Raw genomic sequence first — 12,093 nt, 5'->3', positions numbered from 1 at the left:
AAGGCGCACAGGGGTTCTGACGAAGGAGGGCCCAGTGGGCAAGCTCGACGGACGTGTAGCAGTGGTCACCGGTGCCGGTATGGGCATCGGGCGCGGAGTGGCGGGCGCGTTCGCGCGTGAAGGCGCGTCGGTGTTGGTTGCCGAGATCGACGAGGCGGCGGGCCTCGAAACCACCCAGTGGTTGCGGGACGAATGGGGCGCGGAGGCGGAATTCGTCCGGACCGACGTCACTGACAAAGCTCAGGTTGTCGCCATGGTCGACAAGTCCGTCGAGCGGTTCGGACGCCTCGACATCCTGGTGAACAATGCTTGGCGGACTTTCGGTTTCGCTCGGCTCGAGAAGATGTCCGACGAGCAATTGCGCGGCGGTTTCGACATGGCAGTGATGGCGGCATTCTGGGCGATGCAGGCTGCCCTGCCGGAACTGGAGCGTCACGGCACGGGCCGCGTGATCAACATGTGCAGCCTCAACGGCGTGAATGCTCACATGTACTCGGTGCAGTACAACGCGGCGAAGGAAGCATTGCGAACCCTGACTCGCACTGCTGCCCGCGAGTGGGCTCCCAAGCAGGTGAACTGCAACGTCATCTGTCCCGGTGCGCAGAGTGCGGCGTACAAGCGTGTCGCCGAAGCCAATCCGGAGAACGTGGCAGTGATGGCCGCACAGAACCCGATGGGGCGGATCGGCGATCCCCTCGACGACATCGGCCCCGTTGCGGCCTTCCTGGCAAGTGACGACAGCCGTTACGTCACCGGCAACACCCTCTTCGTCGACGGTGGTGGGCACATCAACGGCGTGCAGTGGGCGCCGACCGTCGACTGATCGACGGCGACGCAGCCGGTGTATCCGGCGTCTATTTGGCCGTGAACCCGGCGTCGACCGGCAACGCGATACCTGTGACGTATCGAGCCTGATCCGAAACCAGCCAGGCTATCGCGTTGCTGACGTCGGCAGCTTCGATCAACTCGACGTTCAAGAGGTTGCCCACGTCGGCTCCGCTCGATGTCGGGGAGTCCGCAAACAGCTTCGCGACCGCGTCGTTGACGACCATCGGTGTATTCGCGCCAGTCGGGTGCACGGAGTTGACACGAATATTGTGGGGAGCAAGCCAGTGCGACCACGTGCGCCCAAGCCCCACGATGGCGTGTTTACTCGCGCAGTAGCCGTCGGATCCGCCGGTGCCGTCACCTCCACGACCGACAAGTCCCAGAGTTGATCCGGTCAGGACTATTGCGCCACCTGTACCTTGTTCGATCATCGCGGGCGCTGCGGCCTGGACGGTATTCCAGACGCCGAATAGGTTGACCTCCATCTGGTCGCGGAAGGCGCGAGCATCGTCGATATCCGGGGACATCATGCCGATACCGGCGTTGGCCAGGACGATGTCGACGCTGCCCAGCTCCGCAATTCCTTCGGATACCGCAGTTCGCAGTGCGGACAGATCGCGAACATCCACTTCTCGCGCGACGATACTTCGTCCCAGGTTCTCGACCGCTGCTGTTGTCTGCCGCAAATCGTCGGCGGTTCCCATCGGGTAGGCCACCGATTCGATCTGACGGCAGATGTCGAGCGCAATGATGTTCGCGCCCTCCTGCGCCAATCGCACGGCGTGGCTCCTGCCCTGACCTCGGGCGGCCCCGGTGATCAGTGCGGTTTTGCCTTCCAACTGTCCGGGCATGCGTGCTCCGTCCTTCGTGAATCATGATTACTCGGTCATGAGTACTGACCCGAGGGGACGGCGAAATTCGTCGCCGGCGACGTAGTCTGAGTTCAGTTACAGCGGGAACTCGCTTCGGAAGAGAAGAGGCTCGGGATGTCCGATTGGGTGAAGAAGGTCGAAGCTGAAGCCAAAGGGCTCCTCGCCGAGGCGGAAGAAGAGCTGACCGTCCTTGAAGGTGTCGACACCATAGATCCGCTTGCCGACGACGATCCGGCACCAGAAGACGGCACCAAGCCGACGTCAGACTGACCCTGCGACCCGTCGGCGCGCCTCGACACCGCTCGGTATCTCAGAACGGTGGCGGGTCGTCCCCGTAGTCGTTGGGTTCTCGGCGGGCTCGCGGTGATTTCCGCCGCTTGTATTGAACGTGCTCCTCTGCTCGTTTCTGTATCCGTCGGCGCTGGCGATTGCGTTCACTCTGGATACGGGCAGCTTTGTTCTCCGCCTGGGTCCGCCGATTTCGACCGCCCTGGGGCGGTGTCGGTTCGTGCGATCCAGCCATCAATCCTGCGGGTCGCGTTCGGTAACAATGCCCGGTCGGCGACGTCAGCGACATGGTCCGATCCTCGTTCGACGTGAACCGCCACCGGTCGGAATGCTTGAGGCGATGATGGTTGCGGCAGAACGCACTCATATTCGACGCGACCGTTTTACCGCCGCATTCGGGGTCGCCGTGATGGAACGGTTCATTGTGGTCCAGATCGGAATTCCAGGCCGGGACATCACAATGCAGCCATTGGCAGCTGCCCGCGATGATCCGTAACCAGGTATCGAGAACGGCGCCCGGTCGGTAGACGCGCGCCGAAGCAGGCACCGGCTCTGCGACGTCATCAGCAGGTGCTCGGACGTTTCGAATTACGGCGCCACGGGCGATATCGCGAGCATGCTCAGCGCTGATCACCCCGTACCCGTCGAGGTGGGCGGGCTCGCCGCCACCGTGCAGAGTGGAATCAGTCATCACGACGTGAACCACGGGCCGACGAACGACAACACCACCGCTACGATCCTGCGGGCAATCAGCTCGGCCACAGTTGCACGGCAAGAATTGTGATCCGTTGGTCAACTCGAAGAGCGCGTCGGCTCGTCGCTGCTCGTACGTTCGAGAGTCGTTTCGGCATACCGACACTGCCAACTCGCGTAGTCGGCCGTCGAATGCCCGAGCCTGCTCTGCCGGAACGCTTCCCAAGATCTTTGCCATCCCGTCCTCGGCAGCGCTGACCCCGACGAAGCGATCGGTGAGAGCACGGCGTCGGCGTTCTCGCATACCTTCCGGGTCCACCATCGCCACGATCCGATCGATCGCCGCTGTCAGTCGTCTTCCCGTCAAGCCCGTTCCGCCTGCTACTGGTGGGGCGAGAACCTGCTCGAGCAGTAGTCGTTCCACCTCGTCGATCAATTCGTCTTTCACGTTCGCGGTCGCGGAATCGATCAAACCAACTCGGTACAGATCCAACTCGCCACGCGCCATCGCCGCTCGAGTGCGATGCAGACGAGTCCTTAACGAGAACCCCAACCCGATCAGCTTGCCGGCAGCCGCGCGACCCATCGTCAGTGACGCACCGACTTCCGACTCCGCCAACTCGTGTGCGGTCGACGACCACGCACCACTGGCGACATGCTCCGAGCTTCGCCGCGAAAAGAACTCGGCAATCACAGCGAGCTTGCGTTCGACCAGCATCGCCTCGCATGCGTGCAGATCGGTCATGAGATCAACCAGCGCACAATCAGTTTCGGTACCGGTCAGCTGTGCTGAGATACCGAAGAGCTCTGTCGTGGGGTTGACCATGCATCCATACTATTCGAATGTGTGTTCGATGCGAACTGAATTCTCAAAGCAGTCGGAATAGTCCGAATCGGCCGAAATGCTTATTGTGCTTGCGTTTTGGATCCTGTTCATTCGAAACTCGAACGTGATTGTCGTGCCACTGTGTAAGTATCGGCTTGTGGCAGACAACGCGGTGAAACTCAGTGAACAGTCGCTTGTGCTCTTCATGGACTATGGACAGTTTTACATATACGGCGACGATGACGGTTTCGGGAGGGAAACGGACCTGCTCGAACTCGCGATGGCTTCGCGCCCTGCTTACAGTGACGGCACAGTTGTGATTGTCCTGAGCCCGCACCAGAACAACTTCAACATGCATACAACGGTCGAAGTCTGGTCCTCCCGACCCACATCCGATCGCGAGAAATGGCAGCAGGTCAGTGAGTCGTTTCTGACGGTTGGTCCGCAGGGGTCAATCAGCTTTGATTCACCTCCGGGTGGGGAGTTCATTGTCTGTGATGTACCCGAGGGGTCATATCTGGTCGAGATTGCCGGCCGCGGTTTTGTAAACTACGGCTGGCCCGGATCGACGGAACCCGGAGATGTTTGGCGGGTGCGTATGTGGCCTGCAGGTGGTGACGAGGTGCGGCCATCGCTGCAGTGGGACATGCCGGGATATGGCGTTCCTGTGGACGAACCGATACCTGAACCGATTCCTCGTCCACAACGGGACATCGAGTCGAAATGGATAACGATTTACGGCGAGAACGGCGAGCCGTCCAGGGTTGTGCAAATCAGTGACCTCCGCGCCGAAGCTGCTGAACGAGAGCGGCAGGAGTGGGGAGGAGATCCGATGCCTGAACTCGAACGATTCCAGTCCGGCAAAGATCTAGCTCGTATGGACCGACCACTTGTCGAAGCGGTCGTCCGCATGAACGTCGCGACTCTTCGTCGACTCGCGTTTTGGGCCGCTGTGCAGGCGTATGAGCATGCGGGATTAGCCGACAGGGATTGGGTTCGTCCGGCCCTCAACGCTATGCATGTGGGACAACAACTTCCGGAACCCTTCGGAAATCGCACAGCGGCATTCGAGCACCTACACGAGGAGGAATTCGGTGCGGGGACCGAGAATGTGGAGTTGGAAGTCAAGATCGAGATAGTGGACCATTCGCCGCAACCGGAGTCCAATCCGTTCGATCACGGGAATATTCATGTCCCGTCCTACGCTCTCAATGCGATTTTCGACGCGATCGAATCGGACCCGTTGACCGCAGCGGTCAATGCATTGGGAACGGCAGCAGTCACGTTCGGGAAGGATATCCGCATGTTGTTCGCGAGAGCGCGAGTTGAATTCGACCTCGAAGACTGAACCCCAAGTTATTCAAGGGACCTTCGTAGTGCGGTGAGCGGATCCGAGGCATCTCGACGCCCACGCGGACCAGGCCCTTCGGGGTTGACGAAGCGGCCCTCGTCCGAGCGAGTCCACTCGCGTACGGCCCATCTCTCCTTGATCGCCCAACGGCCGTCGCGTCGCTCCATGTGGTCGATGAACCGCGCACCACTGGTGAAGTTGATCATTCCGATGTCTTCGGGCCCGCCCCAGTGTGTGGACATCGAATATGCCTCGCTGATCGCGTGATCGCCGTGCAGTTCGACCAGGTGGTTGCCGATGTGGTGCATCGTGCCGCCGATCGCGGAGAGTTTTGTTGTGGCCCAGGCGATGTACTCGTCGATGGTGCCGTCGAATCCGGTGTGATGGTCGATCGCGTCCGGGTGGTAGGCGCTGCGGACGAGATCGAAGTCGAGGCGATCGATGCCGCGGCAGTACGTCAGAACCACCTCACGAATTGCCTGCTTGTCGATGAGATCCTGCAGTGCCTGGTCCATGTCACGCCTCCTTGATGCTGGTCATCCAGTCGAGTAATTCCGGTAGTTCTTCGGCAGCGCAATCGAATACGGCAGGCCGAAGCACCACGGCAGACGCGCCGCGGTCGGACCAGTCCAGGACCTTGTCAGCGGTTGCCGAGAGGTCGACGGACCGATTGTCGCGCCGAACCGGCGCCGCAGACACTTGCACACGTGCGGTATCCGGCTCGCGGTCGTGGGCTTCGAACGTGTTGCGCAGCAATGTGACACTGTCGGTGAACGTTCCCAGGTCGGTCGGGTTCACGGTCCAACCGTCGGCGACGCGTGCTATGCGGTCGAAGTTCCGCCGGCTTGGTCCGAAACCGAAGAGCACCGGTACGCGATTTTGGATCGGCAGCGGGAGGCTGTGGTAGTTCTCGAAGGCGAAGTCGCGTCCCTTGAAGGTGGCCGGAGCATTGGTCCACAGTTCGCGACACGCTGCGACAGCCTCCTCCATGCGCCCGAATCGCGCGTCGAAAGGCATGTTGGTAGCGGTGTATTCGGCTTCTTGCCAACCGACGCCGAAACCCATGACGGCTCGACCTTCGGACAATGAGTCGAGAGTTGCAACCTGTTTGGCAAGCAGGGCGGCTGGGCGAACAGTGGCGATCAGAACCGATACTCCGAGGCGAGCGCGTTCGGTCACTGTGGCGATCGAGGAAAGAAGTGAAATCGGTTCGTACCAAGGGTGATCCAACGGGAACAAGAAGTTGTGTTCGGCTACCCGCTGAGCGTGTGCTTCGGCATTGAACCCGAGATGATCGCCGGTGCAGATCAGATCGATCCCGGCACGGTCAGCACGCGCGGCGAAGTCCAGAACCGGGCGAATCTTGCCGTCGAACAGGGCCTCGAGGCCCAAGATGTTGACGCCGATTTCCACAGTCGTCGTTCCTCTACAGTGCCCGCTTGGCATGCGCGGACATCTCGCCCATGTTGTCCAGACAGAAGAGTCTCGAGCTGAACTGCCACGACCCGTCGACGCAGGTGAAGCGATCGAAGTAGCGCCCCGCCAGAATAGGTTGCAGGGCAAGATTTTCGGTACCTTGGATGACCGTGACGTACGAGAGTGCCGTCGCTGATTCACCGTCGACCGCGATTCGCGTGTTGGTCAGCAGATGTTTGGTTCGTGGAACCGGCGGATCACCGTACATTCGAATGAAGCCGCTGCAGGCTGCGAACACTGCGTCGGCGTCGGACGAAATGAGCGTGATGGCAACCCCGTCCGGCCCGCACTGCCCGTAGTCGGACGAGGCGAACAATGCAGCGACTTCACGCAATCGGCCCTGATCGATCAGATGCGTGTACTCGCAGAGCAGGTCACGGATCGCCGACTCACTCAAGAGTCGTTGAATGCATAGGTGCAAACCGTGATACGAATCCGAGGAGACCATGCATCATGAATACCACCTCGAACTGCCCTCATCCGGTCGTCGACGCACTGAGTGGGAAAACCCGAGTTTCCGGTCCGACGCGACTACCACTTACCCTGGACCGAAGGAGCGCGAGATGAATAACCACCATGACCAGCCCGGTTACGCCTGCTGTTCCGCCGAGGGATCGACCTGCCACCACGGGGCCGCCGCCTGGACGATGGCCGGACTGCCGAAGTGCACGAGCGAGACCTACCATTCGGACCTGTTCAGCGAGCGCGCGCTGATGGCCGCCGAGGTCGCGCTGATGTGGTTCGACGCGATGGACTTGCGACTGCGGTACGCCGACAAGCTGGAGGGCGAGGGAGAACACGCCGCCGACGAGTGGTTGACCGAGTTGATGACCGAGCGCGTCGCCGCCCAGCACATCAACAGCCGCCCGGAACTGATCGCGATGCTGCGCCGCCGACAGGAGCGCGGGATACAGAACTGACCGTCACGACAGACACTGGAACTGCCCTCGACTTGGACACTTGGACGTCGAGGGCAGTTTGTGTGACGGGCAGTTCGTCAACTGATGCCGAAGCCACCGCCGAATGTGACCGAGAGCCATTTGACGAACGCCGCGAACGCCACGTTGAAGTCGATTCCAGCGGAACCCATGATCCTCACCTCGCATTGCCAGGGATTGATCCCCCTGCAAACTTTTCATCGGATCGCACCCGGCCTGTGTTAGCGCGCGCACCGGCAACATCGTCGGTAATCTCCCCGGTGTCCGGGCAGGACGCTTGTCGATGAGGGCACACGCGTCCTGTCCGGGCCTCAAGCCGCCGAAATCCTGTGGCCCATATGTCCCACAGGACGAACCTGAGAGACACAGTTGCTGTTTCGGCAACAGGTAGTTGCGCTCGAATGCTCTGATGCATTTGCATCACAGGACAAGCCTCCGGGGAAAATTCCTCACAGGACGAGCCGCCCCGGCCCCTGAGCCACTAACGTCAGCCCGGTGAACCTTGTCACCTGCCCCAACGGGCACACCGGACCGTCTGACGAAGTGCCCACCGTCAACGGCGTGCAGAGCTGCCCGATCTGCGGGTACCGGATAGAGCGGCGCTCTCTCAGCGGTGCCGGTACCTCTGTGTTGGTGGCGCTCGGTTTGGTTGCGGTGGCGCTGATCGGTTGGGCGGCAATACTTCTGTTGATCCCGCTACCCGCGCAAAACATGGGCCTGGGCTCCGTCGGCACGTGCGGCCCCGGTTACTCGTCGGAATCCGCGCTCTCGGTACGCATGAATCCGAACTCGGTTGTCGAAGGTCAACAGAACGTCGATCCCACGTCGATCGTCGCCGCCCAGGAGCAGCAGGAATGGGTCGACTACTGCGTCGGCGTGGCGGATTCGAGAATCAAACTGTCGGCAGTGATCGGCGTCGTCGGCGTTCTCGTCGGTGCCGCGACCGTCGTCCTGTCCACCATCCGCCCGCGCTGGCTTTTGCGTATGTGATTGCCGACCAACCTGCCTGGGGTATGCCGAAAAGAAAAACCCAGAGGGGGAGGCGCACCAATGAAGGACGTTCGGCGCGGAATGACTGACACAGAGTTGGTGGAGGAGCTGAACCGGCTCGAGAATCTGGACGAGCTGACCCGTTGCGACGAGATCCGACTTGACATCGTGCGCGACGAGCTGGTGCGGCGACAGTCGAAACACCGTCGCGCCGTGAACACCGCCAGCGAACAGCGCCAGGGGAGCCGGTGACTCGGAGGTCTCCTCCCGGAAAAGGATTTACCACAGGGACGAGAAAACCCCTTGTGCGGACTAGACCGTAAGTCGAATACTTGAACAGAGTCGGGGCTTACCGAAGGGAACGGGAAGTCATGGGTTGGCTGTATATGTTCGCGAGCGCATTCGTCCACGGCGGTCGACGCCGACGCAAGAGGGCTGGCCCGCTCACTGTCGCCATACGCAAACGTCAGGCAGAGAAGCGCTACGTTGCAAACGCGGTTCGACGCCGTGAACTCAACGACAAAGCGCGTCGGATCTACAACGAACGACACCCGAAGCCGACACCGCGCAACACGACGTCACCGCTGCAGCCGCCGACACCTAGACAGCTCTCGCCGCCGTCGACGTACAAAGATCCACGCGATTTCTGGACTCGCTGGTGAACAGTCGCAGCACATAGAAGATCCCCCCCGGCACTCTGCTCGTGGAAGTGAGCGCCGAGGGGATTTCCTTGTGGCCGGGGTACGACGACCGGTCACGGGTGGCCCCGCCGAAGATCCGAGGTAATCGACGGGGCCGAAGGTGGAACGCGAAGATCGAGCAACCAAACTTGCGCCCGCAGAACAGAATACAGCAGATACGCGAAAGGCCCTCGCACGTAACCGGGAAGGACGCCGGAATAGCGTACGAGGGCCTTCGTGCGTCCGGGGACAAGCCGGACAACCGAGTGACACAAAGTCCAGTTTAGCGCGCGTGGGGCGACGATGCGGGGGCGGCACAATGCTGTCTGTCTGGCCGACACGTGGTTGAGAAAGCACGATGTCAGCACAATGGTGCACACTAGCCATATCACCAAGCGAACTACCGAAAGCCGAAGACCATGTACGGATTTCAGATCGACCAACCGATCGACCCCAACCTCATCACGCGCGAGGAGGCCGCAGTCATCCTGCATCGCAGCGTCCAAGGAATGGCCAATCAACTCGACGCGGGCAGGCTCACCAAGTACCAGATCCGGGAACGCTGCATTCTGGTGGACAGGCGCGAAGTCGAAGCCCTTGCGCGCGAACTGCATTCCAAGCACTGATCCACTCGACACTCTGAGACCCGCAGAAACCGAGCGACAAACAATGACCTTCGATCTAACACCGCAGCCGGACGACGGCGAACTGCCACCCGAAGTGCAAGCAGCGCTGGACCGACTCATGTCCGGTGAACTCGACCGAGCTGATGAAGCCCGAAAAGGGTTGCGCGCCAGACGAGCCAGCGACATGGACGCACCACGAGAACTGGAGTGGATCGCAAACGGTCGCGTCCCCAAGGGCTGCACCACAATTCTGATCGGAGACGAGGGTATCGGAAAGTCCCTGTTCTGGGTTTGGCTTGTCGCGAAGGTCACCAAGGGCGAAGCGGTGCCCCTGTTCGGGATTCCCGCACGCTCGCCTATGAATGTCGCCATCGTTGCCACAGAAGACGATTGGGCAACAGTAGTCGCGCCAAGACTGATCGTGGCTGGCGTGGACATGAAGCGGGTCTACGTCATCTCCTCGTACGAAGACGGCGCGGGCTCACCGACTTTTCCCGACAATATGAACCTGATACCCGAAGACGTAGGAATGATCGTGGTGGACGCTTGGCTGGACACCGTGTCGGAAAGTGTGAGCGTCAAAGATCCACAGCAGGCGCGGACGGCGATACGACCATGGACCGAGTTCGGAACACGCACCGGCATAACGCCTTTGTTGCTCACTCACACGAACCGAGTCAGCAGTGGATCGGCGCGAGACAAGTACGGCTCTAGCGGCGAGCTACGGAAGATTGCGCGGATGACCCTGTTCGCCCAAGTCGACGACGACGGCACGTTCACCGTCGGACCCGAGAAGCACAACACGACAGCGCCGATCAAAGCGTCGGTGTTCAGAATCGAAGTCGTGCCGTACTTTCCACCGACCGAGGAGAACAACGGAGGCACCATCGGCCGGTTGGTTCTGGTTGGCGATTCGGAACATACAGCGCGGGAGCAAATTACGGCAAGCCATGAAACGAGCGCCGGAGGTACCAAGTCTCAGACTTGCAAGAAGTGGCTCAGCGACTTCATGGACGGACACCGAGGTGAATGCGCCGCAGCCGAAGTCAAGAGCGCGGCGAAGGCAGAGCTGTTCGGAGACGATGCACTGGGAACGGCGAAGAGAGCGCTGCACATCAAAAGCGTTCGTAGACAAGATGCTTGGTTCTGGCTGAGGATCTGACGAGTTGCAAGAATGTCCATTATATATTGACCCTATTATTACTATCTTCGCAGCTCAGACCCCCCTTCTTGGACCTTTGAGCAAGAATAGGCCCATTGTTCCCTGACCTGCGAAGACAGTAAGAATGGGAAGAATTGGGTACTGGGGCCACCCCCCTTCTTGCTCGACCCCCAACAAGGAGCAACCATGACCACCAACACGTCTCGCTTCTACGATTTCAACCCGAACCTACTCGGCATCATCCGGCAGTTCGGCGCACCGTCGGGACTCTCACTGGCGCAACTGAAATCATGTCTCGACACCGCGCAGCAGAAGCGCAACCTGCTACGGGATCTGCTGATCCTCGAGTCCGACGGCTCGATCGAAAACATCGGCAGCGTAGACCGACCGCGCTACATCGCAACGGAGGCAACGAAATGACGCGCACCGACGAGATAGCCGAAGCCTTACGTGTGGTGGTCGCATTGAAAGCGGCGCACACAGCCCTCACAGCGAGTCAGCTTGCCGATGTGACGCAACTACCCTTCGGGCTCGTGAAAGACGCTCTCGCTGCCGCTGAGGCCGCTGGGCTGGTGGTCCGGCTTCCCAGGCGCGCTGGACGACTCGCAGTTCGGTACGCAGCAACGGAAATGGTGATGCTGTAGTGAACCCTGACGACGCACTGCCGGCCGATTCCAGCAGCATCCTCGACGGAGACGAGTTCTCACAGAAAAAGTGGAAGTCCGAAAAGCGTTGGGCAGCCGAACGACGGTGGAAGCGCAAACAGTATCAAGACTGGCGGGACACCCAAACACTGCTGGGTAATCCGAACAACACGTGGACCGATTGGGAGAACTCGAAATGACGTACCAACTCACACCGACAGCACGAACCAAACTCGCTCTGGTCTACACGACGACGATGGCCGGACTCACCGAGGACGAACGACGCGCACTCGTCACCGGCAAGCCGGGCATGCTCGACCTACTGCACAGCACCGACGGCGAAAACAGTTGGTACACGATGACAGTCGACGGTGATCCGTTTGCCGTCATCCCGGCCGACTGGCTCGAAGACGATGCGCAGATCGAGCTACCGAAGATCACCTGGGTCGAACCGATCGACGGTCACGTGCCCGACACCGTAGCCGAGATGTTTCCAGACGACGAGTAACCACCATGAATGTCGTTGCCCCGGAATATGTCCCGCAGCATGATCCGGGGTGGCGATGCTACGATCACCAGTGAAGCCGACTGGGGCACAGTCACTTCCATGACATCGGATACAGCCGATCTTGCGAGCGCTAGGGGCGTTCCTCGATCACTGAGCATCGCGTTGACAATCGAAATGCCGGTACCCCATGCGCGTACCACTTCGACATCTA

Annotated in this window: 18 protein-coding genes; 13 read left to right on the top strand and 5 right to left on the bottom strand. The window is 60.4% G+C overall.

The genetic code is table 11. The features are described from left to right. The first annotated feature begins 34 nt into the window (after positions 1-34). Positions 35-823, top strand: coding sequence for an SDR family NAD(P)-dependent oxidoreductase (locus M0639_RS24760; protein ID WP_003940182.1), 789 nt, complete (start codon positions 35-37; stop codon positions 821-823). Between the two features lie 31 nt (positions 824-854). On the opposite strand, the gene M0639_RS24755 is transcribed toward M0639_RS24760, so the two are convergent. Beyond that, entirely contained in the window at positions 855-1,679 is an 825-nt protein-coding gene (locus tag M0639_RS24755; RefSeq protein WP_003940537.1) for a mycofactocin-coupled SDR family oxidoreductase, read from the bottom strand. 135 nt (positions 1,680-1,814) lie between these two features. On the opposite strand from M0639_RS24755, the gene M0639_RS24750 reads away from it, so the two are divergent. Continuing rightward, on the top strand, positions 1,815-1,970 hold the full coding sequence (locus tag M0639_RS24750; protein WP_003940615.1) for a hypothetical protein: 156 nt from the start codon (positions 1,815-1,817) through the stop codon (positions 1,968-1,970). Between the two features lie 40 nt (positions 1,971-2,010). On the opposite strand, the gene M0639_RS24745 is transcribed toward M0639_RS24750, so the two are convergent. Further along, on the bottom strand, positions 2,011-3,507 hold the full coding sequence (locus M0639_RS24745) for a DUF222 domain-containing protein (protein ID WP_064074284.1): 1,497 nt from the start codon (positions 3,505-3,507) through the stop codon (positions 2,011-2,013). Positions 3,508-4,339: 832 nt separating this feature from the next. On the opposite strand from M0639_RS24745, the gene M0639_RS24740 reads away from it, so the two are divergent. Then, a complete protein-coding gene (locus M0639_RS24740) occupies positions 4,340-4,855 on the top strand; it encodes a hypothetical protein (RefSeq protein ID WP_230691710.1) in 516 nt (171 codons plus the stop codon). Positions 4,856-4,863: 8 nt separating this feature from the next. On the opposite strand, the gene M0639_RS24735 is transcribed toward M0639_RS24740, so the two are convergent. From M0639_RS24735 to M0639_RS24725, 3 genes are read right to left on the bottom strand one after another with little or no spacing between them, the layout of a single operon-like run. After that, a complete protein-coding gene (locus M0639_RS24735) occupies positions 4,864-5,373 on the bottom strand; it encodes a nuclear transport factor 2 family protein (protein ID WP_042924821.1) in 510 nt (169 codons plus the stop codon). A 1-nt stretch (position 5,374) separates the two neighbouring features. Beyond that, entirely contained in the window at positions 5,375-6,271 is an 897-nt protein-coding gene (locus M0639_RS24730) for a TIGR03619 family F420-dependent LLM class oxidoreductase (protein ID WP_064074286.1), read from the bottom strand. 13 nt (positions 6,272-6,284) lie between these two features. Then, the gene (locus M0639_RS24725; RefSeq protein WP_231915222.1) at positions 6,285-6,731 is read right to left on the bottom strand and encodes a nuclear transport factor 2 family protein; all 447 of its coding nucleotides are present in this window, start codon (positions 6,729-6,731) and stop codon (positions 6,285-6,287) included. Positions 6,732-6,897: 166 nt separating this feature from the next. Here M0639_RS24725 and M0639_RS24720 point away from each other — a divergent pair, with 166 nt between their 5' ends. The 10 genes from M0639_RS24720 (at position 6,898) to M0639_RS24675 (ending at position 11,882) form a co-directional block, all read left to right on the top strand. Then, complete coding sequence (locus M0639_RS24720) at positions 6,898-7,254, top strand: hypothetical protein (RefSeq protein ID WP_156525025.1); 357 nt, start codon at positions 6,898-6,900, stop codon at positions 7,252-7,254. A 513-nt stretch (positions 7,255-7,767) separates the two neighbouring features. Continuing rightward, the gene (locus M0639_RS24715) at positions 7,768-8,262 is read left to right on the top strand and encodes a hypothetical protein (RefSeq protein WP_064074288.1); all 495 of its coding nucleotides are present in this window, start codon (positions 7,768-7,770) and stop codon (positions 8,260-8,262) included. Between the two features lie 81 nt (positions 8,263-8,343). Beyond that, positions 8,344-8,514: a hypothetical protein gene (locus tag M0639_RS24710; protein WP_217017847.1), complete on the top strand. Its 171-nt coding sequence runs from the start codon at positions 8,344-8,346 to the stop codon at positions 8,512-8,514. Between the two features lie 119 nt (positions 8,515-8,633). Then, complete coding sequence (locus M0639_RS24705) at positions 8,634-8,924, top strand: hypothetical protein (RefSeq protein WP_064074289.1); 291 nt, start codon at positions 8,634-8,636, stop codon at positions 8,922-8,924. 437 nt (positions 8,925-9,361) lie between these two features. Further along, positions 9,362-9,568 carry a hypothetical protein gene (locus M0639_RS24700; protein WP_064074290.1) on the top strand — a complete coding sequence of 69 codons (207 nt, stop codon included), beginning with the start codon at positions 9,362-9,364 and terminating at the stop codon, positions 9,566-9,568. Positions 9,569-9,611: 43 nt separating this feature from the next. Then, positions 9,612-10,730 carry an AAA family ATPase gene (locus M0639_RS24695; RefSeq protein ID WP_064074291.1) on the top strand — a complete coding sequence of 373 codons (1,119 nt, stop codon included), beginning with the start codon at positions 9,612-9,614 and terminating at the stop codon, positions 10,728-10,730. 186 nt (positions 10,731-10,916) lie between these two features. After that, positions 10,917-11,150: a hypothetical protein gene (locus M0639_RS24690; protein ID WP_054800890.1), complete on the top strand. Its 234-nt coding sequence runs from the start codon at positions 10,917-10,919 to the stop codon at positions 11,148-11,150. Then, on the top strand, positions 11,147-11,374 hold the full coding sequence (locus M0639_RS24685) for a hypothetical protein (protein ID WP_064074292.1): 228 nt from the start codon (positions 11,147-11,149) through the stop codon (positions 11,372-11,374). Before M0639_RS24690 ends, M0639_RS24685 begins: the two co-directional genes overlap by 4 nt. Next, positions 11,374-11,574 (top strand): hypothetical protein, encoded by a 201-nt coding sequence (locus M0639_RS24680; protein ID WP_064074293.1) that lies wholly within the window; start codon positions 11,374-11,376, stop codon positions 11,572-11,574. The genes M0639_RS24685 and M0639_RS24680 overlap by 1 nt, the downstream gene beginning before the upstream one ends. Next, complete coding sequence (locus M0639_RS24675; protein ID WP_054800892.1) at positions 11,571-11,882, top strand: hypothetical protein; 312 nt, start codon at positions 11,571-11,573, stop codon at positions 11,880-11,882. Before M0639_RS24680 ends, M0639_RS24675 begins: the two co-directional genes overlap by 4 nt. The last annotated feature ends 211 nt before the right edge of the window (positions 11,883-12,093 follow it).

Origin of the sequence: Rhodococcus qingshengii JCM 15477, assembly GCF_023221595.1 — a bacterium.
Classification (GTDB): domain Bacteria; phylum Actinomycetota; class Actinomycetes; order Mycobacteriales; family Mycobacteriaceae; genus Rhodococcus_F; species Rhodococcus_F qingshengii.
Note: the sequence above shows the minus strand (reverse complement) of the source record. Positions and strands in the feature narration are given on the sequence as shown.